General features: G+C 67.6%; 23 protein-coding genes. 9 read left to right on the top strand and 14 right to left on the bottom strand.

Annotation, left to right across the window (positions count from 1 at the left end; translation table 11 throughout):
* Positions 1–2 precede the first annotated feature (2 nt).
* The 3 genes from AC1DNE_RS00635 to AC1DNE_RS00625 form a co-directional block, all read right to left on the bottom strand.
* Positions 3–1,289, bottom strand: coding sequence for a cytochrome b (locus tag AC1DNE_RS00635; protein WP_441469902.1), 1,287 nt, complete (start codon positions 1,287–1,289; stop codon positions 3–5).
* Positions 1,290–1,342: 53 nt separating this feature from the next.
* Entirely contained in the window at positions 1,343–1,891 is a 549-nt protein-coding gene (gene petA, locus AC1DNE_RS00630; protein ID WP_441469903.1) for a ubiquinol-cytochrome c reductase iron-sulfur subunit, read from the bottom strand.
* Positions 1,892–2,082: 191 nt separating this feature from the next.
* A complete protein-coding gene (locus AC1DNE_RS00625; RefSeq protein ID WP_441469904.1) occupies positions 2,083–3,948 on the bottom strand; it encodes an ABC transporter ATP-binding protein in 1,866 nt (621 codons plus the stop codon).
* 111 nt (positions 3,949–4,059) lie between these two features.
* Here AC1DNE_RS00625 and AC1DNE_RS00620 point away from each other — a divergent pair, with 111 nt between their 5' ends.
* Both AC1DNE_RS00620 and hemF read left to right on the top strand, forming a co-directional pair.
* Complete coding sequence (locus AC1DNE_RS00620) at positions 4,060–4,557, top strand: tRNA (cytidine(34)-2'-O)-methyltransferase (RefSeq protein ID WP_441469905.1); 498 nt, start codon at positions 4,060–4,062, stop codon at positions 4,555–4,557.
* A gap of 34 nt (positions 4,558–4,591) precedes the next feature.
* Positions 4,592–5,461 carry an oxygen-dependent coproporphyrinogen oxidase gene (gene hemF, locus AC1DNE_RS00615; protein WP_441470037.1) on the top strand — a complete coding sequence of 290 codons (870 nt, stop codon included), beginning with the start codon at positions 4,592–4,594 and terminating at the stop codon, positions 5,459–5,461.
* On the opposite strand, the gene AC1DNE_RS00610 is transcribed toward hemF, so the two are convergent.
* Genes AC1DNE_RS00610 through AC1DNE_RS00595 form a run of 4 tightly spaced genes read right to left on the bottom strand, consistent with a single transcriptional unit; the run spans position 5,458 to position 8,232 of the window.
* Positions 5,458–6,696 carry a CCA tRNA nucleotidyltransferase gene (locus AC1DNE_RS00610; protein ID WP_441469906.1) on the bottom strand — a complete coding sequence of 413 codons (1,239 nt, stop codon included), beginning with the start codon at positions 6,694–6,696 and terminating at the stop codon, positions 5,458–5,460. The two genes, hemF and AC1DNE_RS00610, sit on opposite strands and share 4 nt — an antisense overlap.
* The gene (locus tag AC1DNE_RS00605) at positions 6,693–6,950 is read right to left on the bottom strand and encodes a DUF6111 family protein (protein ID WP_476765027.1); all 258 of its coding nucleotides are present in this window, start codon (positions 6,948–6,950) and stop codon (positions 6,693–6,695) included. The genes AC1DNE_RS00610 and AC1DNE_RS00605 overlap by 4 nt, the downstream gene beginning before the upstream one ends.
* A gap of 42 nt (positions 6,951–6,992) precedes the next feature.
* Entirely contained in the window at positions 6,993–7,643 is a 651-nt protein-coding gene (locus AC1DNE_RS00600) for a CoA pyrophosphatase (RefSeq protein ID WP_476765026.1), read from the bottom strand.
* Between the two features lies 1 nt (position 7,644).
* Positions 7,645–8,232 carry a DUF1285 domain-containing protein gene (locus AC1DNE_RS00595; protein ID WP_476765025.1) on the bottom strand — a complete coding sequence of 196 codons (588 nt, stop codon included), beginning with the start codon at positions 8,230–8,232 and terminating at the stop codon, positions 7,645–7,647.
* 203 nt (positions 8,233–8,435) lie between these two features.
* Between AC1DNE_RS00595 and AC1DNE_RS00590 the strand changes: the two genes are divergently transcribed.
* The 4 genes from AC1DNE_RS00590 to AC1DNE_RS00575 are packed head-to-tail and all read left to right on the top strand — an operon-like array spanning position 8,436 to position 15,306.
* Positions 8,436–9,458: an AAA family ATPase gene (locus tag AC1DNE_RS00590; protein WP_476765024.1), complete on the top strand. Its 1,023-nt coding sequence runs from the start codon at positions 8,436–8,438 to the stop codon at positions 9,456–9,458.
* A 4-nt stretch (positions 9,459–9,462) separates the two neighbouring features.
* Entirely contained in the window at positions 9,463–10,380 is a 918-nt protein-coding gene (locus AC1DNE_RS00585) for a DUF58 domain-containing protein (protein WP_441469911.1), read from the top strand.
* A 10-nt stretch (positions 10,381–10,390) separates the two neighbouring features.
* The gene (locus AC1DNE_RS00580; protein ID WP_441469912.1) at positions 10,391–13,213 is read left to right on the top strand and encodes a DUF4159 domain-containing protein; all 2,823 of its coding nucleotides are present in this window, start codon (positions 10,391–10,393) and stop codon (positions 13,211–13,213) included.
* 2 nt (positions 13,214–13,215) lie between these two features.
* A complete protein-coding gene (locus AC1DNE_RS00575) occupies positions 13,216–15,306 on the top strand; it encodes a hypothetical protein (protein ID WP_476840875.1) in 2,091 nt (696 codons plus the stop codon).
* On the opposite strand, the gene AC1DNE_RS00570 is transcribed toward AC1DNE_RS00575, so the two are convergent.
* Both AC1DNE_RS00570 and AC1DNE_RS00565 read right to left on the bottom strand, forming a co-directional pair.
* Complete coding sequence (locus AC1DNE_RS00570) at positions 15,290–15,805, bottom strand: GNAT family N-acetyltransferase (protein ID WP_441469914.1); 516 nt, start codon at positions 15,803–15,805, stop codon at positions 15,290–15,292. The two genes, AC1DNE_RS00575 and AC1DNE_RS00570, sit on opposite strands and share 17 nt — an antisense overlap.
* Positions 15,806–15,973: 168 nt before the next feature.
* Positions 15,974–16,444 carry an NUDIX domain-containing protein gene (locus tag AC1DNE_RS00565; protein ID WP_441469915.1) on the bottom strand — a complete coding sequence of 157 codons (471 nt, stop codon included), beginning with the start codon at positions 16,442–16,444 and terminating at the stop codon, positions 15,974–15,976.
* 369 nt (positions 16,445–16,813) lie between these two features.
* On the opposite strand from AC1DNE_RS00565, the gene AC1DNE_RS00560 reads away from it, so the two are divergent.
* Both AC1DNE_RS00560 and AC1DNE_RS00555 read left to right on the top strand, forming a co-directional pair.
* Entirely contained in the window at positions 16,814–17,707 is an 894-nt protein-coding gene (locus AC1DNE_RS00560; RefSeq protein WP_441469916.1) for a metallophosphoesterase family protein, read from the top strand.
* Positions 17,604–18,407, top strand: a complete 804-nt coding sequence (locus AC1DNE_RS00555; RefSeq protein WP_441469917.1) for a hypothetical protein — start codon at positions 17,604–17,606, stop codon at positions 18,405–18,407. Before AC1DNE_RS00560 ends, AC1DNE_RS00555 begins: the two co-directional genes overlap by 104 nt.
* Positions 18,408–18,424: 17 nt before the next feature.
* Here AC1DNE_RS00555 and AC1DNE_RS00550 read toward each other — a convergent pair whose 3' ends face one another.
* Both AC1DNE_RS00550 and AC1DNE_RS00545 read right to left on the bottom strand, forming a co-directional pair.
* Positions 18,425–19,171 carry an SDR family oxidoreductase gene (locus tag AC1DNE_RS00550; protein ID WP_476765102.1) on the bottom strand — a complete coding sequence of 249 codons (747 nt, stop codon included), beginning with the start codon at positions 19,169–19,171 and terminating at the stop codon, positions 18,425–18,427.
* A 320-nt stretch (positions 19,172–19,491) separates the two neighbouring features.
* On the bottom strand, positions 19,492–21,300 hold the full coding sequence (locus AC1DNE_RS00545; RefSeq protein WP_476840874.1) for an ABC-F family ATP-binding cassette domain-containing protein: 1,809 nt from the start codon (positions 21,298–21,300) through the stop codon (positions 19,492–19,494).
* Positions 21,301–21,432: 132 nt separating this feature from the next.
* Here AC1DNE_RS00545 and AC1DNE_RS00540 point away from each other — a divergent pair, with 132 nt between their 5' ends.
* The gene (locus tag AC1DNE_RS00540; RefSeq protein WP_476840873.1) at positions 21,433–21,771 is read left to right on the top strand and encodes a hypothetical protein; all 339 of its coding nucleotides are present in this window, start codon (positions 21,433–21,435) and stop codon (positions 21,769–21,771) included.
* Between the two features lie 99 nt (positions 21,772–21,870).
* Here the strand turns inward: AC1DNE_RS00540 and AC1DNE_RS00535 are convergent, their stop codons facing one another.
* From AC1DNE_RS00535 to otnI, 3 genes are read right to left on the bottom strand one after another with little or no spacing between them, the layout of a single operon-like run.
* Positions 21,871–22,917: an acyltransferase family protein gene (locus tag AC1DNE_RS00535; protein ID WP_476765018.1), complete on the bottom strand. Its 1,047-nt coding sequence runs from the start codon at positions 22,915–22,917 to the stop codon at positions 21,871–21,873.
* A 37-nt stretch (positions 22,918–22,954) separates the two neighbouring features.
* Positions 22,955–23,959 (bottom strand): glucokinase, encoded by a 1,005-nt coding sequence (locus AC1DNE_RS00530; protein WP_476765017.1) that lies wholly within the window; start codon positions 23,957–23,959, stop codon positions 22,955–22,957.
* Positions 23,959–24,738 carry a 2-oxo-tetronate isomerase gene (gene otnI, locus AC1DNE_RS00525; protein WP_476765016.1) on the bottom strand — a complete coding sequence of 260 codons (780 nt, stop codon included), beginning with the start codon at positions 24,736–24,738 and terminating at the stop codon, positions 23,959–23,961. The genes AC1DNE_RS00530 and otnI overlap by 1 nt, the downstream gene beginning before the upstream one ends.
* Positions 24,739–24,821: the final 83 nt, after the last annotated feature.

Below are 24,821 nucleotides of genomic sequence, written 5' to 3'. Positions count from 1 at the left end.
CGTCAGCCCTTGACGTTCGGTTCGGCAGCGGTGGCGGTCGCGATGCGCGCCGCCGAGCCGTTCTTGGCGGAAGCGGCGAGCACGGCATCGGCGATCGAGGTCGGCAGCGCCTTGGGCCGCTCGAACAGGCCGACGACGAAGAGCGCGACGAAGAAGCCGAAATACAGCACGGTGAAGATCTGCGAGGCGATGACGTAGCCACCTTCCGCCGGCATGGCGCCGAGATAGCCCAGGCCGATGCAGACCAGGACGAAGACCCAGAAGAGCTGACGCGCGATCGGACGATAGGTCATCGACTTGACCTTGGAGGTGTCGATCCAGGGCAGGAAGGCGAGCACGACGATGGCCGAGCCCATGGCCAGCACGCCGCCGAGCTTGTCGGGGATGGCGCGCAGGATCGCGTAGAACGGCAGGAAGTACCATTCGGGGACGATGTGCGCCGGCGTCGCGGCCGGGTTCGCCGGGATGTAGTTGTCGGCGTGGCCCAGGAAGTTCGGCTGATAGAACACGAACCAGGAGAACAGGATCATGAACACGACCATGCCGAAGATGTCCTTCACGGTCGCATAGGGCGTGAAGGGCACGGTGTCCTTCTCGACGTTCTTCACCTCGACGCCCGACGGGTTGTTCTGCCCGACGACATGCAGCGCCCAGATGTGCAGCACGACGACGCCGAAGATCATGAACGGCAGCAGATAGTGCAGCGAGAAGAAGCGGTTCAGCGTCGGGTTGTCGACCGAGTAGCCGCCCCACAGGAAGGTGACGATCGTCTCGCCGATCACCGGCAGCGCCGAGAACAGGTTGGTGATGACGGTGGCGCCCCAGAAGGACATCTGGCCCCAGGGCAGCACATAGCCCATGAAGGCCGTCGCCATCATCAGGAGGAAGATGACCACGCCGAGGATCCAGAGCACCTCGCGCGGCGCCTTGTACGAGCCGTAGTAGAGGCCGCGGAAGATGTGCACGTAGACGGCGACGAAGAACATCGAGGCGCCGTTCGAATGCAGATAGCGCAGCAACCAGCCATAGTTCACGTCGCGCATGATGTGCTCGACGGAGTTGAACGCCAGCATGGAGTTGGCGGTGTAGTGCATCGCCAGGATGACGCCGGTGATGATCTGCGCCACCAGCATGAACACCAGGATGCCGCCGAACGTCCAGAGATAGTTCAGGTTGCGCGGCACCGGATAGGAGACGGCCGAATCATGAGCCAGGCGGATGATCGGCAGGCGGGCGTCGAGCCAGCGTTCGATGCCGGTCTTCGGAACGTAGGAACTGTGACCACTCATGAAGAATGCCTCAAGGCTGTCTCATCTTGGCGGGAAAGCGTCGAGCGCATTGCTCAGCCGATCTTGATCTTGGTATCCGCCGTGAAGGCGTAGGGCGGAACCGGCAGGTTGAGCGGTGCCGGGCCCTTGCGGATGCGGCCGGAGGAATCGTAGTGCGAGCCGTGGCAGGGGCAGAACCAGCCGTCATAATCGCCCTTCGGCTCGCCGGGAGCGTTGCCGAGCGGCACGCAGCCGAGATGGGTGCAGTTGCCATAGACGATAAGGAAGCGCTCGTGCCCGGGCTTGGTGCGCTGCTGATCGGTCTGCGGATCGCGCAGCGTCGCGATATCGACGGCGAGAGCCTCGTCGACCTCCTTCTTGGTGCGATGGCGCACGAAGATCAGCTTGCCGCGCCAGAACAGCTTGATCGACTGGCCCTCGGCGATCGGCGTCAGATCGAGATCGATCGGCGCGCCGGCAGCGACGGTCTGCGCATCGGGAGCGAGCTGGCTGATCAGGGGGACGATGACAGCGCCGATGCCGACGGCGCCTGCGGCCCCGGTCGTAAGCATCAGGAAATCGCGGCGGGTTGTTCCGGTCGATGTATCGGTCGCGTTCGCCACGATCCAATCCTCTTGCACGTCTTGCGAGCTGGAACAGCTCGAAATTGTCGCCTCTCGCCCTCATAGGGGCGCGCCGCGACCGCCGCAATGCGGCGGTGCGTCACCTCGGGCTCTTTGACATGCAGATTGGACGAAGTCTACTGTCGCGAACCACCCGCCCATGCATGGCGCACAGTTCGCAGGCGGGGACCTCAGACCGTGAGCTTTTCCGGATCCGCGGCAGCGAGGAAGCCACCCGATTGCCGCGCCCAGAGCCGGGCGTAGAGCCCGCCGCGCCGGATCAACTCCTCATGGCTTCCGGTGGCCACGATCCGCCCCTGATCGAGCACGATCAGCCGGTCGAGCGCGGCGATCGTCGAAAGCCGATGCGCGATCGCGATCACGGTCTTGCCCTGCATCAGCGCCGCGAGCTGCTGCTGGATCGCTGCCTCGACCTCTGAATCGAGAGCCGAGGTCGCCTCGTCGAGAATCAGGATCGGCGCGTCCTTGAGCAGCACGCGGGCGATGGCGATGCGCTGGCGCTGGCCGCCCGAGAGCTTCACGCCGCGCTCGCCGACGCGCGAATCGAAGCCCTGGCGCCCGTCCTGGTCGCCGAGCCCGAGGATGAAGTCATGCGCCGCCGCCTGTCGCGCGGCCGCGGCGATCTCGTCCTCGCTCGCGCCGATCCTGCCGTAGGCGATGTTGTCGCCGATCGAGCGATGCAGCAGCGAATTGTCCTGCGTCACCATGCCGATCTGCGCCCGCAGGCTGTCCTGCGTGACATGGGCGATGTCCTGCCCGTCGATCAGGATGCGCCCGCTCTCGAGCGGATAGAGCCGGAGCAGCAGGTTCACCAGCGTCGACTTGCCGGCGCCGGACGGTCCGACCAGACCGACCCGCTCGCCCGGCTCGATCTTGAGATCGAGCCCCTCGAACAGCCCGGCGCCCCGGCCGTAGTTGAAGCGGATATTCTCGAAGCTGATCGCTCCCTTGTCGACGACGAGCGGCTGCGCATCCGGCGCGTCGCGCAGATCATGCGGCTTGGCGATGGTCTCCATGCTCTCCTGCACCGAGCCGATGTTCTCGAAAATGCCGCGCACGAGATGGATCAGCCAGCCCGACATCTGCACGAGGCGCAGCACTAGGCCGATCGCGGCCGCGACCGCGCCCGGCGTCATCTCGCCTTGGCTCCAGAGCAGCAGCGCCAGCCAGGCCGTCGCCACGACGAGCAGGCTGTTCATCGTCTGCAGGATCACACTGACGCCGGTGATCAGCCGAGACAGGTTGAGGAAGGAGGCGTTCCACCGCGTCAACGAGTCGCGGACGGCGGAGCGCTCGGCATCGGCGCGCGCGAACAGCTTCACCGTCAGGATATTGGTATAGGAATCGACGATGCGCCCGGTCGTGGTCGAACGGCCGAAGGAATTCGCCTCCGAGCGCTTCTTGGCGCGCGGTACAAAGTAGATGAGCAGCGAGACATAGGCGCCGAGCCAGACGACGACCGGCAGGGCGAGCCAGAGACTGGTCTTGCCGAAAAAGCCGATCGCGACCGTGGCGAAGACCAGCGCGTACCAGAGATCGTCGATGACCTCGATCGTCGCGCCGCGGATCGACTGCCCGGCCTGGATGACGCGGGCGGAAAGGCGTCCTGCGAAATCGTTCTGGAAGTAACCCAGCGCATGGCCGAGCGTGTAGACATGATTGCGCCAGCGGATCTGGTTGGTGATCTGCGGCACCACGACCTGATCGACGATGGCGTGGTTGGCGAAATAGATCAGCGGCCTGACGACCACGAGCAGGAAGGCGGCGCTCGCAAGCAGCCAGCCATGATCCCGGAAGATCGTCTGCGGCGACTGCGTCGAAAGCAGATCGACGAACCAGCCGACCATCAGATACATCGCCGCCTCGATGCCGCTGAAGCCGAGGCCGGTGATCATGATCGCCGCCATCCAGCCCTTCACACCCTTGATGTGGTGCCACATGAAGGGCCAGACGCCATGCGGCGGCGTCTCCTGCTCGTCGAAGGGAGCGAAGACGTCGATTCGGCTTTCGAGCCAGCGGAAGAGCGGAGCGAACATGTCTGCCTTCCCCTGGAGCGGCATCACGACGGTTTCGAGGCATATGGCCCCCGCCTGCGCGAATGGCCAGCCTGCTTGACGCATATCCGGGCGTCACCGCATGACAGGGCCATGTTGCGTCTCGCCCTGTTCCAGCCGGACATCCCGCAGAATGCCGGCACGATGATCCGCATGGCCGCTTGTCTCGGCATCGCCGTCGATATCGTCGAGCCCGCCGCCTTCGACGTCTCGGATCGGCATTTCCGCCGTTCAGGCATGGATTATCTCGAGCGCGCCGCCGTCTCCCGCCACGATTCCTTCGCGGCCTTCGACCAGTGGCGGCGTGACGCCGGGCACCGCCTCGTCCTCGCCGAGACGGACGGCGCGACCCCGCTGCCGGATTTCGTCTTCCAGCCCGGCGACATCGTCCTTGTCGGGCGCGAATCGGCCGGCGTCACGCCCGCGGTGCAGGCTGCGGCCGATGCGAGCCTTCACATCCCGATGCGCCCGGCTTTGCGATCGCTCAATGTCGCGCTTGCGGCTGCGATGGTAATGGGCGAGGCGTTGCGACAGACAGGCGGCTTTCCGCGCCGTGATGGACACGACCATGAACAGACCGAAGCCCGTTGAAGCTGCGCCCGCCGATACGGCTGTCATCGAGGCGATGAAGCCCCGCGCGGCGGCCTGGTTCGAGAATCTCCGCGACCGGATCTGCGCGGCCTTCGAGGAGGTCGAGGACGAGGCGGCGGGCCCGTTCCCTGCCGAGACCGACCGGCCCGGCCGCTTCGTCCGCACGCCCTGGCAGCGCACCAATCACGACGGCGCTCCCGGCGGCGGCGGCGTCATGTCGATCATGAAGGGCCGTGTCTTCGAGAAGGTCGGCGTCCATGTCTCCACCGTCCATGGCAGCTTTCACCCGGATTTCGCGGCCCAGATCCCCGGCGCCTCGGATGATCCGCGCTTTCACGCCACGGGCATCTCGCTGATCGCCCATCCCTGGAACCCGCACGCGCCGACCGTGCACATGAACACGCGCTTCGTCGTCACCACCAAGCCCTGGTTCGGCGGCGGTGCCGATCTGACGCCGGTACTGAATGCCCGCCGCAACCAGGACGACCTGGATTCGCGGGATTTCCACGCCGCGATGCGCCGGCCCTGCGACAACTTCCCGGCCGTGGCGGATTATTCCCGCTTCAAGCAGTGGTGCGACGAGTACTTCTACCTGAAGCACCGCAACGAGCCGCGCGGCATTGGCGGCATCTTCTACGATTATGTCTGGACCGGCGACGTCGAAGCCGATTTCGCCTTCACCAAGGCGGTGGGAGAGGCCTTCCTCGACATCTATCCCAACGTACTCTGCCGCAATATCGGCAAGCCCTGGACCGAGGCCGAGCGCCATGAGCAGCAGGTCCGGCGTGGCCGCTATGTCGAGTTCAACCTGCTCTACGACCGTGGCACGATCTTCGGGCTGAAGACCGGCGGCAATGTCGATTCGATCCTGTCTTCGATGCCGCCGACGGTGCGCTGGCCCTAAGCCAGCATCTGCCGGCTGGCCGCATCGAGCAGTTCGAACTGCGCTTCGGCATCGGCCGGACACCCGGCCTCGATCCAGAGCCGGCGTGCCTCCGCGAGGATCTGCCCGATCCGCTCGCCTTTCGGTACGCCGCGGGCGAGCGCATCCTGCCCTCGCGGCAGGAAGACGGGTGTCCCGGCCAGTTGCCCGATGAGGTCCTGAACGTCGATGCCGGCTTCCTCGCCCGCCGAGGCCGTCAGCAAAACGAGGGCTGCCGCGCCAGCATCGGCTCCGGCGCGGTCGGCGATCTGACGCAGCCGCGCCAGCGACGGCAGCCTCGCCTGTCCGCCCAGCCCTTCCAGCGCCAGCGCGATCCGGTCGATCCGGTCGAATTCCTCGTTCGAGAGCCGCAGCCGCTCGCGCAGGCGCGGTGCATCCTCCCGAACCGACACCGCCAGCGCCGCCAACCGGAAGGTCGGGTGAACGCCATCGCCGCCATCGCCGGCGATGACAACGAAGCGCGAGAGATGCGGCACGGCGCCGATCACCGGCATCAAGAGCCCGGCCCCGGCCATGGCTTCGACCGTGGCGGCGGCTCCGGGAGCAACCAGCAGCTTCATCAACTCCGCCCGGACGCGCTCCCGCGAGAGGCCTGCGAGCCCCTCGCGACCCGCGATGCAGGCACGAAGGCCTTCCGCATCGAGCGCGCCCGCGCCGTAGCGGGCATGGAAGCGGAAGAAGCGCAGGATCCGCAGATAATCCTCGCGGATGCGCGTTTCCGCCTTGCCGATGAAACGCACGCGCCGCCCGGCCAGATCGGCAAGGCCGGTGCTGTAATCATGCAGTTTCCCCCCGCAATCGAGCCCCAGCGCATTGATGGTGAAGTCGCGCCGCAGCGCATCCTCGGCAAAATCCCGCCCGAACACGACCTTGGCGCGCCGCCCGTCGGTCTCGACATCGCGCCGCAGCGTCGTGACCTCGAAGGTCGCGCCGCCCGAGACCAGCGTCACCGTGCCATGCTCGATACCGGTCGGCACGGCCTTGAACCCGGCCTTCCGGCCACGCCGGATCGTCTCCTGCGGTAGAGCGGTGGTGGCGAGATCGACGTCGTTCGCCGGCTCGCCGAGCAGAAGATTGCGCACGGCGCCCCCGACGATGCGGGTTTCCTCCCCCTCCCCGTTCAGTGCGCTCAGGAGGCGGGCCAGAACCGGCTCGGCCAGGAAGCTGGCGATGGCGTCTTCGCGCTCCCCGGTCATTTGAACCGGCCGGGCACGAGCACCCCATTCTCCATATGTGGCGGCTCGTATGCCCCCTCGCTGCGCGGAGCGATGAAGCCGGTATAGGTGAGCACCGAGATCGCCAGCAGCAGACCGATGACGGCGAGCCAGAAGGCGTGCCGGCTCCAATGCTCGACGTCGAACGGGTTGCGCCGCTTGACCACGAGGTAGCCCGCGAAGACGCAGAAAGGCAGGACGAAGAGCAGAACCTCTTCGATGATCGCGCGCAGCATCGGTTTCGTTGTTCCCAGGCGCGCTATCCGCGCAAGACAATTCTAACCGGCCAGCCGTTCGTAGAGGTTACGGATCATGCCGGCGGTCGCACCCCAGATATAGCGACCCTCGAACGGCATCGCATAGTAGGTGCGGAAATGCCCCTTCCACTCACGCCCCTCCCGCTTGTGGTTGGCGGGATCGAGCAGGAAGGACAGCGGCGTCTCGAAGGCCTCGTCGACCTCGTGACGGTTGATCGCCAGTGAGAAGGGCGGCTCGATCAGCGCCACCACCGGCACGATGAGGTAGCCCGTTCCGGTCAGATAGGCGTCGAGGAACCCCAGCGTGCGGATGCGCTCACGCGACAGGCCGATTTCCTCCTCGGTCTCGCGCAGTGCGGTCACGACCGGCGAACCATCGACCGCATCGACCCGCCCACCGGGAAAGGCGACCTGCGCCGAATGATTGCGCAGCGCCGCAGCGCGCTGGGTCAGGAGCACGGTCGGGCCGGCCGCGCGCGGCACGATTCCGATCAGCACAGCCGCGGGGACTGCACGCTTCTCGTCCGGAATCGGCACGGGCTGCGGCTGATTCTCGTGGTCGCCCCGGAGGCGGGCGATGACGTCACCGAGCCCCGGCGGCTCGGTGCGCAACCGCTCGCGCGCCAGCTTGGCGAAAGCCTCGGTGCTGAGGTTCAAAGCTTGGCCGTTCACGTCAAATCTCGATGCCTTCGATCTCGCTCGCCGGCAGCGCCGGGTAGAACCGACCCGCCGCCGCGACGCCGAACATCGCCTGCCCATCGGCCTCCCGCACCTCGCCGAGCGCAAGCAGATCATAGGTCAGCGCACGCGTCAGCCGAGCCCACAGGCCGCTACGGACATGGACATAAGGCTTCAAGCCATCCTTCGCAGCCCGTTGGAAACGCAAGGGGTGCTCCGGCCCGACGCAGAGCAGATCGTCGACCTGCGTCCGAAAGGCGATGCTCCGTTCGTCCCCTTCGCCGTCGAGCTGCATTTCGACAGCCTGAAACGGCGCATCATCGACCTTGATCCCGACCTTTTCGACCGGGGTCACGAGAAAGTAATCGTCGCCCTCACGCTTGAGCACAGAGGAGAAAAGCTTCACCAGCGCCGGCCTGCCGATCGGCGTGCCGAGATAAAGCCAAGTTCCATCGGCGGCGATCCGCATGTCGAGATCGCCGCAAAACGGCGGATTCCAGCGCTCGACAGGGGGCAATCCGCGCGCCTTCCCACTGCCCAGCGCGGCCATCAGCCGGTCCATCGCATTGCCCGGAGCCGTCATCGAAAGGCCCGTCTCCACTTGCCGCGGCATATTGATTGCATCGCGTTTCTGCCTTGAACTCCACATAATCGTGAAGCCGAGATGATGTGTACCATTCCATTCGGCGCTTGAGCCGCCGGGTTGGCCCGTCCACATTCAACCGTGGAACACATCGACCGGTTCGCATGGCGGCGCAACGGCCCGCGACAGTGAAGGAGACCGACATGGCGGCGCAAGCCCGCGCGAGCGAGAGCACTTCCCCCATCGATCTTGACAGCGGGATCGTCGAGGCGGCCGAGGCCGCGCTCGGCGCCATCGGTGCGGCGCGCAAGGAAATCGGCGGGGTCATCTTCGGCCAGCAGGCCGTGGTGGATCTGTCGCTCGTTACCCTGCTCGCGGGCGGCCACGGCCTGCTGGTCGGCGTGCCCGGTCTCGCCAAGACAAAGCTGGTCGAGGCCATGGGCACGGTGCTCGGCCTCGGCGCCCGGCGCGTCCAGTTCACGCCCGACCTGATGCCCTCCGACATTCTCGGCTCCGAAGTGCTCGACGAGAGCAGCGACGGCAAGCGCCATTTCCGCTTCATCAAGGGCCCGGTCTTCGCGCAGCTCCTGATGGCGGACGAGATCAACCGCGCCTCGCCCCGCACCCAGTCCGCGCTGCTGCAGGCGATGCAGGAGCACCACGTCACCGTCGCCGGCGAGCGCTATGATCTGCCCGCGCCCTTCCACGTTCTCGCCACCCAGAACCCGATCGAGCAGGAGGGGACCTACCCTCTGCCCGAGGCCCAGCTCGACCGTTTCCTGCTGGAGATCGATGTCGGCTATCCCGATCGCGAGGCCGAGCGGCGCATCCTGCTCGAAACCACCGGCGCGACCGAATACAAGCCGTCCGCGGCAATGACGGCCGAGACGCTGATGTCGATCCAGCGCCTGGTGCGGCGCCTGCCGGTCGGTGACGCCGTCGTGGATGCGATCCTCGACCTCGTCCGTTCCGCCCGCCCCGGCGACGGCGACGCCGCCATCACCGAAAAGCTGGCCTGGGGGCCGGGTCCGCGCGCCAGCCAGTCGCTGACGCTTGCGGTGCGCGCCCGCGCGCTGGTCGAGGGCCGGCTCGCACCGTCCGTCGACGATGTCGCCGCGCTCGCCTTGCCCGTGCTGAAGCATCGCATCGCGCTGACCTTCGCCGCACGCGCCGATGGCGAGACGGTCGAGCGCGTCATCGGCAGGCTCGTGGAACGGCTGGGATAGGTTGATGCTGCGCACGCGCGTCCTGGGCCCGAACGAGCGGAGACCCGCCAAGCCGGTTCTGACAGAATCGCTCGACCTTGCCGCGCGCCTGCCCCGCCTGATCCTCGAAGCCCGCCGCGTCTCCGCCAGCGTCCACGGCATCCACGGCAGGCGCCGCTCGGGCCCGGGCGAGACCTTCTGGCAGTACCGCCCGCTGGTCGCCGGCGAATCCGCCTCGCGCATCGACTGGCGCCGCTCGGCCCGCGACGGCCATCTCTTTGTGCGGGAGCGCGAATGGGAAGCCTCGCACTCGATCTGGCTCTGGATCGACCGTTCGCCCTCGATGGGCTTCGCCTCCTCGCTGGCAATGGCGCCGAAGGTCGATCGAGCGCTGGTCGCGGGCTTCGCTCTGGCCGAGACGATGGTCGAGGGGGGCGAGCGCGTCGGCCATCTCGGCCTGACGCGGGCGCTGGCCTCGCGCCGCATCGTCGAATTGCTGGCGCAGGCCATTGCCGCCGATAGCCGCGACAGCGAGGCTGACCTCCCGCCGGGCGAGCCACTGCCGCGGCTGGCGGATGCCATCATCATCACCGATGGTCTCTCGCCCTCCGCCTCGCTGGCGCAGCGCATCGCTACCATGGCGTCATCAGGCGCGCGCGGCCACCTCCTGCTGATCGTCGATCCGATCGAGGAAACCTTTCCCTTCACCGGCCAGGCCGAGCTCTTCGATCTGGAGGACGGGCTGACGCTTCGCGTCGGCGATGCCGGCGCCTGGGGCGAGGCCTATCGCCAGCGCTTGGCCGCCCATCGCGACGCGATCACGGAGGCCTGCCGCAAGGCCGGCTGGACCCTGACGCTTCACCGCACCGACCGCCCGGCCAGCGAAGCCGTGCTTCGCATCGCCAGCCTCGTCGCCGCCTCGCGCGGCGCATCGGGTTTTTGAGGGAGCAGCCATGTTCAGCGCCCTCCCCTTGAGCTTCACCGCCCCGCTCGCACTGGCAGCGCTCGCCCTGCTGCCTGCGCTCTGGCTGATCCTGCGCGTGACGCCGCCGAGGCCGCGCCGCATCGACTTCCCGCCGCTGAAGATCATGGCCGACCTCGTCGCCAAGCGGGAATTGCCGGCGCATACGCCCTGGTGGCTGCTCGCGATCCGCATGGCGGTCGCCGCACTCGTCATTCTCGCCGTCGCCGGCCCGATCTGGAATCCGCCGCGCGAAGGTGCACCGCTGCGCGGCCCCGTCCTGATGCTCGTCGACAACGGCTTCGGCGCCGCCGCCGACTGGCCGGACCGCGTCACCGTGGCCGAATCGCGGATCGCTGCGGCGACTCGCGAGGGCCGTCCGGTCGCCGTCGTCGGACTGGCCGAGGCGCCGGCCGCCATCTCACTGGCGGAGCCGCGCGTCGCGCTCGATCGGCTGCGCGCGCTGGCCCTACAACCCCATGCACCGGACCGGGCGGCCCATCTGCCACGCATCGAATCCTTCCTCCAGACGGCACCTGAAGCCGAGATCGTCTGGATTTCGGACGGCCTCGCGGTTTCGGACGACGGCAGCTTCCAGGCCCGGCTGAAGCAACTCGCCGACGCACGCCGGCTTTCGATCCATGCCGGCCCGCCGAACCAGCTCGCCCTCGCCGCGCCCGACAATCTCGCGGGGGCGCTCAGCGTGAAGGTCCTGCGCCCAACGGCGAGCGCTCCCGCCACCGGACAGGTCCGCGCGCTCGACCTCAAGGGTCTGCCGCTCGGCGACACGCCGTTCATTTTCGAGGGCTCCAACCTGCAGACCACGGCGCGCCTCACCCTGCCGATCGAGGTGCGCAACGCCGTCTCGCGACTCGAGATCCTCGGCGAGAACAGCGCGGGCGCCGTCGCCCTGCTCGACGATCGCTCCAAGCGCCGCCGGATCGGCATCGTCTCCGGCGCCACTGCCGACACCGCGCAGCCGCTGCTGTCGCCGACCTATTACATCTCGCGCGCCCTCCAGCCCTTCGCCGAGGTCCGCGAGCCGCGCCAGGGCTCGACCGACCCGGTCGGTGAGCTTCTCGCGCAGAATCTCTCGGTCCTGGTATTGGCCGATATCGGCGCGCTCGATCGCGACACCAGCGCCAAGGTCTCCGATTTCGTCACGCGCGGCGGCGTGCTCTTGCGCTTCGCCGGTGCGCGCCTCGCCGCCTCCTCCGACGATCTGACGCCGGTCCGCCTGCGTCGCGGCGGCCGGACGCTGGGCGGCGGCCTCTCCTGGGAAACGCCCCGCAAGCTAGCGCCCTTCACGCGCGAAAGCCCCTTCTACGGGTTGACGATCAACGACGACATTCGCGTCAGCCGCCAAATCCTGGCGGAGCCCGAGGCCGATCTCTCGCGCAAGACCTGGGCCGCGCTCGAAGACGGAACACCGGTCGTCACCGGCGAGCGCCGCGGCGACGGCCTCATCGCCATGGTTCACGTCACGGCGGATACGACCTGGTCGAACCTGCCTCTCTCCGGTCTCTTCGTGGAGATGCTGCGCAGGGTCGTGAACCTCGCCGGCACCGGCCCCGCGGCGGATGCCCAGAGCGACGAGGTTCGCGTCGAAACGCTTTCGCCGACCCGCGTGCTCGATGGCAGCGGCCGCTTTCGCACCCCGCCGGCGACCAGCCAGCCCGTGCCCCGCAACTATGCGGGGCGTGGCACGCTCGCCCATCCGCCCGGTCTCTACGGTCCGGCCGACGGCATGCTTGCGGTCAATGCTCTCACCCCGAACGACACGTTGGCGGCGCTCGACCTCGCCGGCCTCGGTGCGCCGATCCTGCCGATCGACGAGCCGGTGGCTCGCGATGCCCGCCCGCCCCTCCTGACGCTCGCCCTGCTGCTGCTGATCGTCGATACGTTGGCGACGCTCTGGCTCGGCGGGCGGCTCGGCTTCGGCCGCGCCCGCAAGGCAGCCGCCCCCGCCGCGATCCTCGTCGCGCTGGCCCTGGCCGGCGGCCTCTCGCCTGATCCGGTCCGGGCCCAACCCGCGCCGAACCCGCAAGCGGACACGCGCCCGCCGATCCCGCGCTCGCTTCTCGCCAATGGCGCGGTGACGCGGCTGGCCTATGTCGTCACCGGCGACAAGGCAGTCGACGACATGTCGAAGGCCGGTCTCGCCGGGCTCAATATCGTCCTCGGCGCGCGCACCGCGCTGGAGCCCGGCGACCCCGTCGGCGTCAATGTCGAGCACGACGAACTCGCCTTCTTCCCGGTGCTCTACTGGCCAGTGGTCGCCGGTCGGCCGATCCCCTCGGCCGAAACCCTGCGCAAGCTCGAAGCCTATATGAAGGGCGGCGGCCTCGTGATCTTCGACACGCGCGACGCCATGAGCGCGCGTCCCGGCGGCGGCACGACGCCGGAAGGCGATCAGCTCAAGCGCATGCTGCAGACGCTCGATATTCCCGAGCTCGAGCCACTGCCGCGCGACCACGTCCTGACCAAGACCTTCTACATCCTCGACGAACTCGTCGGCCGCTACGACAGCGGCTCGACCTGGGTCGAGACGCTGCCGCCCGCCGACAGCGACGGCCGGCGCCCGGCACGCGCCGGCGACAATGTCTCGCCCATCATCATCACCGCCAACGACCTCGCCGCCGCCTGGGCCATCGACAAGCGCGGAGAAGGGCTGGTGCCGCTCTCCGGCGCCGATCCGCGCCAGCGCGAGATGGCGCTGCGTGGCGGCATCAACCTCGTGATGTATGCCCTCACCGGCAACTACAAGGCCGACCAGGTCCATGTTCCGGCCCTGCTCGAACGCCTGGGACAATGACGATGTGGAGCGTTTCCTTCGCCCCGCTGGTGCCGCTGCCGCTCCTGATCGGCCTTGCCGTGCTGGCGGCGCTGGCCGCCGGCGCTGGGCTCGTCCTTGCCGGGCGCAGCGCCATCCTGCGCGCGCTCGCGCTCATCGTGCTGACCACGGCTCTCGCCGATCCCTCGCTGGTCTTCGAGGAGCGCGAGCCGGTCAAGGACGTCGTTCCGATCGTGGTCGATCGCTCGGCCTCAAACCGCCTCGCCGACCGCACCGCCCAGACCGACGCCGCCGTGGCCGAGGTCGAACGCCAATTGCGCGGCATTCCCAATATCGAGCCCAGGATCGTCGAGCTGCGCGACGCTCAAGGAGCGAGCGACGGCACCCGCCTGTTCGAAGCGCTGGCATCGAGCCTTGCCGATGTCCCGTCCGAGCGCGTCGCCGGCGCCATCGCCATCACCGATGGCCTTGCCCATGACACCCCTGCCAATGCCGAGGCGCTCGGCCTGCGCGCGCCGCTCCATGTGCTGACGACCGGCCGCAATGCCGAGATTGACCGCCGCATCGTGCTCGTCGATTCGCCACGCTTCGGCATCGTCGGCAAGGATCAGGTCATCCGCCTGCGCGTCGTGGACAAGAACGGGTCGAGCCGCGCCGGTCTCACCATCCGCCGCGACGGCGAGATCATCGCCCGCCGCGACGTCGCGACCGGCCAGATCGTGCAGGTGCCGATCCGCATCGACCGCGGCGGGCCGAACGTCGTCGAGATCGAGGCTGCGCCGCTCGACAACGAGCTGACGCTCGCCAACAACCGTGCGGTCATCACCATCGAGGGCGTCCGGGACAAGCTGCGCGTGCTGCTGGTCTCGGGTGAGCCGCATCCGGGCGAGCGCACCTGGCGCAACCTCCTCAAGGCCGACGCGAATGTCGACCTCGTCCATTTCACCATCCTGCGCCCGCCGGAGAAGCAGGATGGCACGCCGATCAACGAGCTCTCGCTGATCGCCTTCCCGACGCGCGAGCTGTTCCAGGTCAAGATCAAGGAATTCGACCTGATCATCTTCGACCGCTACGCCAACCAGTCGATCCTGCCGCTGCTCTATTTCGAGAATATCGTCCGCTATGTCCGTGACGGCGGCGCATTGCTCGTCGCCGCCGGCCCTGAGTATGCGGGATCGCAGACGCTGGCACGCACCCCGCTCGGCCAGATTCTGCCCGCTCTGCCGGACGGCAGCGTCATCGATGAGGCCTATCGCGCAGAGGTCAGCGAGCCCGGCAAGCGCCACCCGGTCACCCGCGACCTGCCGGGCTCGGAAGTCTCGCCGCCGCGCTGGGGCGAATGGCTGCGCATGGTCGGCGCGCAGGCGCGCGCAGGCGCCTCCCCCGTCATGACCGGGCCCGGCGAGCGGCCGCTGCTGATGCTGGCCCGCGAACAGAAGGGCCGCGTCGCGCTCTTTCTCTCGGATCATGCCTGGCTCTGGGCGCGCGGCTTCCGCGACGGCGGCCCCTATCTCGACCTGCTGCGCCGCCTCAGCCATTGGCTGATGAAGGAACCGGAGCTGGAGGAGGAGGCGCTGCGCGCCACCGCGCGCGGCGGCGCCATCGAGGTCGAGCGCCAGACATTGAGCGACAACCCCGCGCCCGTGACCATTACCGGCCCCGACGGCCAGTCCCGCTCGGTCACGCTCGAGCCGGGACGGCCAGGCCTGTTCACCGCGCGCATCCCGGCCGGCGATCAGGGCCTTTACCGGTTGACGGCCGACAATCTCACCGCCTTCGCCAGCGTCGGCCCCGAGAATCCGCGCGAGCTGATGGAAGTCGTCAGCGACCCCGCTGCGCTCCAGAACCTGGCACAGGCCACCGGCGGCTCCTCGCGCCGCATCGGGCACGAGGGCGATTCCGGCGTCAGCATTCCGCGCATCGTGCCGGTGCGCTCCGGCAGCCAGTTCGCCGGCAATGACTGGATCGGCCTCAGGATCAGCGATTCCGGCATCGTGCGCGGCGTGCAGATCTCGCCGCTCTTCGTCGGGCTGATCGGTCTTGCGATCCTGTTCGGCGCGCTCGTGGCCGGCTGGCTCGGCGAGAGCGGCCGCCGCTTCAAGCGGCAGGCATGACGCGCGCCGAGGTCACGGCGCCGCGGCGTTCGTTCAGCACGCCTTCGACCAGTTCCAGCGCCAGGAAGCGCGCCGGATCGGCCGGGCCCGGCAGAACGAGCTGGCCCGGCGGCAGCACCTTGAAGCCGAAGCGCGCATAGTAGGGCGCGTCTCCGACCAGCATGATCAGGTCGTGGCCGGCCTCACGCGCGGCCTCGATCGAGCGGTTCATCAGCGCGGACCCGATGCCCCTGCCGTCGAAGGCGGGGTCGACCGTCAGCGGCCCGAGCATCAGCGCCTTGTGGCCGCCGGCGAGCACGGGCGTCACTTTCACCGACCCAACGAGGAAGGTGCCGACATGGGCGGCGAAGGAGAGCGCCGCATCGGGCGGCACGCCCTCGCGCAGGCGGAAAGCGGTGCGGGCGAAGCGGCCGGGGCCGAAGGCGCGCTCATGCAGGCGCTCGATGGCGGCGGAGTCCACGGGCAATTCGTGGCGGATGGTCAGCGGCAGGGATGTCATGGCAGCAGGCAGAGCAAGAGAGGCGATCGGCGGAGGCAGGCGCGTGCGGGCGCACTGCCGGAAGGCGCTTTCAGCGCGCCGGTCGTCGCAGGTCGCGGAGGCTGTACCCGTTGCTCATGAAAGGCGCCTGTAGCAGAGCCAGATCGGCCCGTCCATCGCGCTTTCGTCCTACCAGTCGGCCGCGGCCGGCGCGCCCGCGATGATTTCCTCCAGCCGCCGCCTTGTTGCTGGCGTCGTCCCATCCGGCAGGCGATCGAGCGGGAAGAAGCCGGCCTCGGCGATCTCGCGGTCCGGCCGCCGGATGCCTTCGACGGTGAAGGAGCGGATGACGAAGAGCGCGACATGATCCCGGCGCGAGATCCGGCGGTTGAAGAAGATGCCGTGCAGGATCGGCTGCCCGGCGATCCTGATGTTGCCCTCTTCCGCGAGCTCGCGCTCCAGCGCATCCCACATGGTCTCGCCGACCTCGACGCCCCCGCCCGGCAGGTACCAGCCGGGGATATAGCCATGCCGGACGAGGAAGACCTCGCCGCGGTCATTGAGCACCGCCGCACGCACGCCGAACGTCATGCTGCGGGAAAGCCGGAAATAGACATGCAGCACCGCGGTGAGCAGCCGATGCCGAAGCGTCCGCGGCATTTCCGTATCGGTTGGCGGATGGGGCGCCGGCGATTGCATCGGAACGTCTCTCAAGGCTGCATTAATTGTCTATGCAAAAAGCGCATGACGGACCGTCAACCGCATCGCTTGCCCCGCCACAAACGCGCCCCAAATACGGCTCACACAGCCGCCGCATCCGCTAGGAACTATCAACATGCTGCTCTCGTTCATCGTTTCGTACCTGAAGGCCAAGCCGGCCTATGTCTGGAAGCCCGCCGTCACCCTGACCGATTCCCGTATCGTGTCCGAACTGACCGGCGCCGCCAACTGAGCTTTCCGCATCCGCCAGTCGAGGCGCGTCAACGGCGCGCTTGACTGACGGCAGGCGGGAAGGGCAAGCGCTGGAGCGTGTTCAAGCTCGCGCATCTGTCGGACCCGCATCTCGGCCCGCTCGCCGGGTTTTCGCTGCATCAGCTTCTGGGCAAGCGCGCGACCGGTTACGTCAACTGGCGTCGCAAGCGCCGGCACGCCCATGACATGGATATCCTGGCGCGCATCGTTGCCGATATCCACGCGCAGCAGCCGGACCATGTCGCCTGCACCGGCGATGTCGCCCATATCGGGCTGCCAGACGAATTCAAGACCGCCATCGCCTTCCTGGACACGCTCGGACCGCGCGAGACCGTCAGCTTCGTGCCGGGCAATCACGATACCTATGCACGCTCTTCGCTGAAGCCCCTCGCGGGGCTGCTTGCTCCCTGGATCGCCGACGATGAGGGCCATGCCGGCTATCCCTGGTACCGCCGCCGCGGGCCGGTCGCGCTGATCGGCGTCAACAGCGGCGTGCCGACCCTGCCGCTGATGGCGACGGGCCGCATCGGCAGCGAGCAGATGGAGCGGACCGCCGCGCTGCTGGACCGCGCCCGCGACGAGCGTCTCATCCGCGTCGTACTCATTCACCACCCGCCCTATGTCGGCGGCGCGAAACGCGGCCGCGAGTTGGTCGATGCCGCCGCCTTCGAGGTCATGCTGAAGCGCAAGGGCGCCGACCTCATCGTCCACGGCCACAATCACAGCTTCTCATTGGCCTGGCGCCCCGGCCCCGACCATGACGTTCCCATCGTCGGCGTGCCCTCTGCCTCGCTCGGGCCGCTCGGCCATGGCGAACTTGGAACCTGGCACCTGTTCCACATCGCAGGTGACGCTGCAGCGCCGCAGATCAGGCTGGAGCAGCGCGGCTTCGAGCTCGACGGCACGGTCATCCTCCGCCAGGAGATCGCGCTTCACACAAAGCCGACCTAAAGAACTCCGCGTTCCCAAGTATCTGCTGCCATTTACCCGCTTTTCACGCGGGCTTCCTATGCTGCCGCAAGGGAAGGATGCGCAGATGTTTTCCGGAACCCTTGGCAGACGCCAGTTCTTCGTCAGGTCGTGCCTCGTCGGCATTGCCGAGACGGTGTCGCTGTTTATCTGCATAGCGATACAGTACGAGGCGGCTTCAGGCCCACCCGGATCAGGGCGCTACCGGCTGGCCGCGGCCGCCTTGCTGATCAGCCTGTTCTTTAGCTTCAAGCACGTCAGCTTCGCCATTCGCCGCAACCGCGATGCCGGCGGCGGCGATGTCGTGATCGGCAGCTATATCATCGGCATGTGCATGGCGATCGGCTTTCAGACCGAGGCGCTGATCACCCACAACGCCGACGACCCGACGAGCGGCATCGACTATCTCAGCCTGCTTTATCTCGCCCTCGGCGTCATCTGGCTCTATTTGCTGCTGAAGCCTTCGGCGGCGATCGGGGTCGACGCTTCATCCCGCCGCAGCGGTCTTTTCGAGCGCGAACCGGCCGGCGCCGATTCGCAGATGACCCAGGCGATGGAGCAGGCGATCGCCGGCAACGAGCCGATTTCGGCTCCGGTGCGGCCGCAAGGTTTCCTCGGAACGGCGAGGCCGGCGCCGGCCCCGCGCCAACGCACGGAATTTGGCCGGCGCGGCCTGAAGTAAACGACCTGCTCGTCAGCTCAGATGCAGCGTCCGCCGTCGACGGCCAGAACCGAGCCCGTCACCATGTCGGCTTCGTCCGAGCACAGGAACAGCGCCGCATTGGCGATGTCCTGCGGCGTCGAGAAGCGCCCCCACGGAATGGTTGAGGTGAAGGCCTTGCGCCGCTCGGGCGTATCCTCACCCATGAAGGTGGCGAGCAGCGGCGTCTCGCCCGCGACCGGCGCGATCGCGTTGACGCGGATCTTGTCCGGCGCGAGCTCGACCGCCATCGACTGCGAGATCAGGTTCGCCGCGCCCTTCGAGCCGTTGTACCAGGTCAGGCCCGGACGCGGACGCAGGCCCGCCGTCGAGCCGATATTGAGGATGACGCCGCCGCCATGCTCACGGAAATGCGGCACGGTCGCCCGCGCCATCAGATAGATCGACTTCACATTGACGGCGAAGACCCGGTCGAACTCTTCCTCTGTCACCTCGGTCATCGGCTTGTTGCGATGGGTGGTGCCGGCATTGTTCACGACGATGTCGAGCCGCCCGAACTTGGCGATGATCTTCTCGACCGCCTTGTCGACGCTCTTCGCCTTGCCGACGTCGCAGGTCACGGCGAAGGCCTTACGGCCGATCGCCCTTGCGGCTTCCTTGGCCTTGTCGCCGTTGATGTCCAGCACCGCGACGCGCGCGCCTTCGCGCACAAAGGTCTCGGCGATGCCGAAGCCGAACCCCTGCGCCGCGCCGGTCACCAGCGCTGTCTTGCCCTTCAGTCTCATGGTCATTCCTCGTGGTCTCGATTGCCACGATGTTTGAAACGATTGAGCGAGTCGGTAAATGCGCTTTTCCGCGCAGGCGGATACGGAAATCGTATGGCTCGCCGCCGTTCTCGGGCGAGGCGACGCGCAGACCCGAGAATCGCGTCCAGATCGAGCACCGGAGCTTCCACCGTCATTGCGAGCGCAGCGAAGCAATCCAGGTGACCGGGTCGAAGCGTTCAACCCGGTCCCCTGGATTGCTTCGTCGCTTCGCTCCTCGCAATGACGCCAGGTCCTCCGAAAAGAGATGCTCGGGTCAAGCCCGAGCATGACGGCGCGAACTACGCCCCGATCTCCTCGCGCAGCATCTCCAGCTCCAGCCAGCGCTCTTCCGCGTCGCCGATCTCGCGCGCGACCTCTTCCAGCCGCGCCGTCGCCTTGGCGAAGAGCTTCGGGTCCCGGGTGTAAAGATCGCCTGCCACGGCGGTGTTGAGCTTCGCTGCCTCTGCCTGCAACGCCTCGATCTTCTTCGGCAGCGTTTCAAGCGCGTGCTTCTCGTTGAAGGAGAGCTTGCGTTTGGATGTGGCTGCAGCCGGTGCCGCGGAGGCAACCTTCGGCGCCCCAGCCGGCGCCTTCTCCACCACCCGCACTTTCGCGCCGACGCCGCGACCGCGCTGCGCCAGCATGTCGGAATAGCCGCCGGCGAATTCGGCCCAGACGCCGTCGCCATCCGAGATCAGCACCGCCGACGCGACCCGGTCGATGAAGTCACGGTCGTGGCTGACCAGCAGCACCGTGCCCTGATAGTCAGCCAGCAGCTCCTGCAGCAGGTCCAGCGTCTCGAGGTCGAGGTCGTTGGTCGGTTCGTCCAGCACGAGCAGGTTCGACGGCCTTGCCAAGGCGCGGGCCAGCATCAGCCGCCCGCGCTCGCCACCTGAAAGTGCGCCGACGGGGGTGCCGCGCTGGATCGGCTGGAACAGGAAGTCCTTCATGTAGGAGACGACATGGCGGGGCTGCCCGCCCACCATCACCTGATCCGAACCGCCACCGGTCAGCGCATCGCCGAGCGGGGTCGCCGGATCGAGGCTTTCGCGGCGCTGGTCGAGCGTGACCATCTCCAGCGCCGTGCCGAGCTTGACCGTGCCGCTGTCGGGCGCGAGCGCGCCGGTCAGCAGATTGATCAGCGTCGTCTTGCCCGCGCCATTCGGACCGACGATGCCGATCCGGTCGCCGCGCGCCACGCGCAGCGACAGGTTCTTGACCACCGTGTTGTCGCCATAGGCCTTGGCGACGTCGATGGCCTCGATGACGAGCTTGCCGGAAGTCTGCGCCTCGCTCGCTTCCAGCCGGACATTGCCGGTCGCGGCGCGCGCGGTGCGGCGCTGGTCGCGCAAGGCATGGAGCTCGCCGAGCCGGCGCTGGTTGCGGGTGCGCCGGGCGCTGACGCCGTAGCGCAGCCAGTCCTCTTCGCGGGCGATCTTGCGGTCGAGCTTGTGGCGGTCGAGTTCCTCCTGAGCGAGGACGTCATCGCGCCATGTTTCGAAATCGCCGAACCCCTTCTCCATCCGCCGGGTGACGCCACGGTCCAGCCAGATCGTCGAGCGCGACAACGAGGTCAGGAAGCGCCGGTCGTGGCTGATCAGCACCATCGCCGAGCGCAACGACTTCAGCTCCTGCTCCAGCCATTCGATCACCGGCAGGTCGAGATGGTTGGTCGGCTCGTCCAGCAACAGGATGTCCGGCTCCGGCGCCAGCACCCGCGCCAGCGCGGTACGGCGCGATTCACCGCCGGACATGGTGGCGGGGTCCTCCTCGCCGGTCAGGCCGAGCTCCGTAATGAGATACTGCGCGCGATACGCGTCGTCGCCGGGTCCCAGCCCCGCCTCGACATAGGCGAGCGATGTCTTGTAGCCGGTGAAGTCCGGCTCCTGGGGCAAATAACGGATGGTCGCGCCCGGCTGGACGAAGCGCTCGGCATGGTCGGGCTCGACTAGACCCGCCGCAATCTTGAGCAGGGTCGACTTGCCCGAGCCGTTGCGGCCGACCAGGCAGACGCGCTCGCCGGCCGAGACCGCGATCTCGGCGGCTTCGAGCAGCGGCTGTCCGCCGAAGGTGAGCGCGACGTCGCGCAGATGCAGCAAGGGGGCCATGATCCGTCCTGTTTCCGGCCTGCGGGATAGACTGCCGCCGCCGCCGTGTCACGCCCGCAGGCGATGGCACGGCACTTGCCAGAACTGTTCTGCCCCCTATCGTGCTGCGGAGCAGCCATGAGTCCGAGAGCCATGCCCAGCGAACGCCCCATCGGGATCGGCCATAATGGCGGCCCGCCGTTGAAGGAGCGCAAGCGCCGCTCCACCACCGGATCAGGCACGATCGGGCGCTATTTCGACTGGCGCTTCGCTCATCGCAAGGCCTGGAAGAAGCCGCGCGAGATCGCCTTGCGCCGCGAGGAGAAGGCCGAGGCGCTCGGCCTGACCTATGAGGAATATTCGCTCGAGATCATGGAGCGCGGCTATTTCCCGCAGCCCGAGCATGTCGAGACGATCAAGTCCAAGCGGGCGCAGCGGCGCAAGGATGGCGGCGTGGTCGGCCATTCGCTCAAGGGCATGAAGCTGAACTAAAGTCCGGCGACGCCGGCTCTACGCTTCGCTCCGGCCGGGATGACCTGCGTTTCGGTGAAAGAGGCGAGCAACCTGGAGCTCACCGGCCGCGTCGGCCGATCACCCGTTCAGCCAGCGCCGCACGAGCCGCGTCGCCGGCTTCTCGAAGAAGCGATAGAGCAGCACCGCCGCCAGTACAGAACCGGTGAGTGCGAGCACGATGAAGGGTATCGGCGCGTGGAGCCCTATCCGCAGCGCAACCTCCCGCATCCCCCGGATCACGAAGGGATGGACGAGATAGAGCGCATAGGAGGCATCGCCGACCGCCGCCAGCGCCATGATCGGCCTCACCGGCACGATGCCCTCGCGGCCGCAGCCAGCGGCGAGCATCAACAGGACAGCGGCACTGCCACGCCACAGCACGCCGCTCCAGGGGCCATCCGTGCCCGGCAAATGCGCCGCCGCAACCAGCACGGCGACACCGGCCGCCGCAACCACGACACGCAGGGCGCCATGCAGACGAAGTCCTCCGCGCCGCAATACGGCGATGCCCATGCCCGCTGCGAATTCGAGGACGATCGGCTGGCCCCAGAATGCAAAGGGCAGCGACAAGGATTCGCTCAGGCTCTCGATGCCGACCAACACGGCCAGAATCAAGGTGACAGCCGGCAAGGTACAGCGCTTCGGCAGGGCAAGCCCGGCGGCGAACAGCACGTAGAACAGCATCTCGTAATTCAGCGTCCAGCCCAGCGAATAGACCGGCTGGACCAGCCCCTGCGTCGAGACGACCGGCCAGAACAGATAGGAACCGAGGATCTGCGCCAGATTCGGCGCACCCGAATTGAGCAGCGTGGGAACGGCAAGACCGACCAGCAGGAACAGCGTCGTCATCGCCCAGTAGAGCGGCACGATGCGGGCCAGGCGGCGCTTCAGGAATTGGCGCCAGGCGCCCGCACGCCCGAACAGGTCCTGCGAGGCATGGACCATGATGAAGCCGGACACGACGAAGAAGATGTCGACGCCGGCCATCCAGGGCAGCAGGTCGCTGCGGCTGAAGCTCAGGCCTGCCCGTTCGGCCAGCACGGCAGCGTCCGGCTGCACGTGGTGGATCGCGACCATGAAGGCCGCGAGCGCGCGCAGGACCTGGATCGAATAGATGGGCTGCACGCGAACCTGTCGGGAAGTGGTCGGATGAGCGGGGCGCTCAGCCAAACCACAGCCGCTTCGGGTCGTCGAGCCCGAAACGGTGGAGATTGGTGGCAATCGCCGCGAGCCCCTGCTCGGCCGCGTCCTTCGTCGTGATGACGTGCAGCGCAAAGCGGGCTGCGAGGTCTTCCATCGGCGGCTTGCCGGCGAAGGCGGACCGGATCGCGGACTTGTCCGCCAGTGCCAGCAGATGCGGCGCGATCCCGCCTGCGATGAAGACGCCGCCCGTCGCCTTGAAGACGAGGGCGAGATCGCCGGCGACACGCGCCAGCAGCCGCCAGAAGCAGACCACCGCCATCAGCGCCGCCGGATCGCCGTCATGGGCGAGGTGGGAGACATCGGCGGCGCTCACCTCCGCCTCCAGCATGCCGGAGGTCCGCGCCACCGCCCTGTGCAGGCGCACAAGCCCGTCGCCGCTGAGGAGATGCTCGACCGTCAACCGCGGCACCCCCTCGCTCAGCGCCGGCCATATCCGCTGCTCGGTCTGATCCTCCGGACCGATGCCGATATGGCCGGATTCGGTCGGGATCAGCATACCGCGTTCGCCGTGCGTCAGCAGCGCCGCGGCCCCGAAGCCGGTGCCCGGCCCCAGCACCAGCCGCACGCCTTCCGGCTCCGGGTCTCCCTCGATCAACGTGGCGACATCCTGCGGGCCCAGGACGGCAAGCGAAGCCGCGAGGGCCTCGAAATCGTTGACCAGCAGGCCCTGCGTCAGTTTGAGAGCAGCCGCGATCCGAGGCCCGTCGAGATTCCAGACCGCATTGGTCAATTGCGCCTGCCGGCCGTCGAGCGGCCCGGCGACGGCGAGCACGGCCGAACGCGGCTTCTCCGAAACCTCCGCGAGCACGTCGGAAAATGCGGCCTCCGCAGTCGGGTAGCTGCCGGTGCCGATCCGTGCCAACGGCTGGTGCGGGCTGTCCGGATCGGGGACCAGCGACATCCGGCAGTTCGTACCGCCGATATCGGCGACCAGCACCGGATAGGATATCGACGGGGGGCGCATCAGAGAGGCTTCCGCCAGGGCGCGAACCAGCCGAGGCCCTCGAGCGTACCGCGCTCCGGCCGGTATTCGCAGCCGACGAAGCCGTCATAGCCCAGCGCATCGAGCTCGGCGAAGAGCGTCGGATAGTCCGGCCCAGAGGCGTCGGGCTCGTGGCGGCCATTGGCGCGGGCGATCTGGACATGGCCGACGAGCGGATAGAGCGCCTTGAGCTTGGCCGAGACGTCGCCATGGATCAGCTCGCAATGATACATGTCGAATTGCAGCCGGACGTTCGTCCGGCCGGATTCGCGGACATAGGCCGCCGCCTGATCGAAGTCGTTCAGGAAATATCCCGGCATGTCCTTGCCGTTGATCGGCTCGAGCAGGAGGTCGATGCCGTGCTCCGCCAGCTTGTCGGCGGCATAGGCGAGCGAGGCGCGATAGGTCTTCTGCGCGGCAGGATCCTGGGGATCGGCGAGCCCCGCCATCATGTGCAGGCGCTTGACGCCGGTCTCGTGAACATAGCTCAGCGCCTTGTCGACCGAGGCCTTGAACTCGTCTTCGCGCCCTGCCAGCGCTGCAATGCCGCGCTCGCCCTTGGCGAAATCGCCCGGCGGCAGGTTGAACAGCGCCTGCTCCAGCTCCCCACCCGTCAGCGCGAGCCCGATCTGCTCGGGGGTATGCTCGTAGGGGAACAGGAATTCCACGGCCTCGAAGCCGGCTTCCTCGGCCGCCCTGAAACGGTCGAGAAAATCCCATTCGGTGAACATCATCGAAAGGTTGGCGGCAAAACGCGGCATGAAGGTCTCTGCGGGCTAAGCGGTAGCAATCACGGCAAGCTAGCGCGCTGAGGCCGCCGCGTCATGACCAAACGCGGCAGGGA

The organism is Allobosea sp. 05L423 (assembly GCF_056397745.1).
Note: the sequence above shows the minus strand (reverse complement) of the source record. Positions and strands in the feature narration are given on the sequence as shown.

Excerpts from the sequence above, each read along its gene's own strand:
- AC1DNE_RS00635 (WP_441469902.1), bottom strand. The coding sequence starts at position 1,289 with ATGAGTGGTCACAGTTCCTACGTTCCGAAGACCGGCATCGAACGCTGG.
- AC1DNE_RS00625 (WP_441469904.1), bottom strand. The coding sequence starts at position 3,948 with ATGTTCGCTCCGCTCTTCCGCTGGCTCGAAAGCCGAATCGACGTCTTC.
- AC1DNE_RS00620 (WP_441469905.1), top strand. The coding sequence starts at position 4,060 with ATGTTGCGTCTCGCCCTGTTCCAGCCGGACATCCCGCAGAATGCCGGC.
- hemF (WP_441470037.1), top strand. The coding sequence starts at position 4,592 with ATGAAGCCCCGCGCGGCGGCCTGGTTCGAGAATCTCCGCGACCGGATC.
- AC1DNE_RS00610 (WP_441469906.1), bottom strand. The coding sequence starts at position 6,696 with ATGACCGGGGAGCGCGAAGACGCCATCGCCAGCTTCCTGGCCGAGCCG.
- AC1DNE_RS00605 (WP_476765027.1), bottom strand. The coding sequence starts at position 6,950 with ATGCTGCGCGCGATCATCGAAGAGGTTCTGCTCTTCGTCCTGCCTTTC.
- AC1DNE_RS00595 (WP_476765025.1), bottom strand. The coding sequence starts at position 8,232 with ATGACGGCTCCGGGCAATGCGATGGACCGGCTGATGGCCGCGCTGGGC.
- AC1DNE_RS00590 (WP_476765024.1), top strand. The coding sequence starts at position 8,436 with ATGGCGGCGCAAGCCCGCGCGAGCGAGAGCACTTCCCCCATCGATCTT.
- AC1DNE_RS00585 (WP_441469911.1), top strand. The coding sequence starts at position 9,463 with ATGCTGCGCACGCGCGTCCTGGGCCCGAACGAGCGGAGACCCGCCAAG.
- AC1DNE_RS00580 (WP_441469912.1), top strand. The coding sequence starts at position 10,391 with ATGTTCAGCGCCCTCCCCTTGAGCTTCACCGCCCCGCTCGCACTGGCA.
- AC1DNE_RS00575 (WP_476840875.1), top strand. The coding sequence starts at position 13,216 with ATGTGGAGCGTTTCCTTCGCCCCGCTGGTGCCGCTGCCGCTCCTGATC.
- AC1DNE_RS00570 (WP_441469914.1), bottom strand. The coding sequence starts at position 15,805 with ATGACATCCCTGCCGCTGACCATCCGCCACGAATTGCCCGTGGACTCC.
- AC1DNE_RS00565 (WP_441469915.1), bottom strand. The coding sequence starts at position 16,444 with ATGCCGCGGACGCTTCGGCATCGGCTGCTCACCGCGGTGCTGCATGTC.
- AC1DNE_RS00550 (WP_476765102.1), bottom strand. The coding sequence starts at position 19,171 with ATGAGACTGAAGGGCAAGACAGCGCTGGTGACCGGCGCGGCGCAGGGG.
- AC1DNE_RS00545 (WP_476840874.1), bottom strand. The coding sequence starts at position 21,300 with ATGGCCCCCTTGCTGCATCTGCGCGACGTCGCGCTCACCTTCGGCGGA.
- AC1DNE_RS00540 (WP_476840873.1), top strand. The coding sequence starts at position 21,433 with ATGCCCAGCGAACGCCCCATCGGGATCGGCCATAATGGCGGCCCGCCG.
- AC1DNE_RS00530 (WP_476765017.1), bottom strand. The coding sequence starts at position 23,959 with ATGCGCCCCCCGTCGATATCCTATCCGGTGCTGGTCGCCGATATCGGC.
- otnI (WP_476765016.1), bottom strand. The coding sequence starts at position 24,738 with ATGCCGCGTTTTGCCGCCAACCTTTCGATGATGTTCACCGAATGGGAT.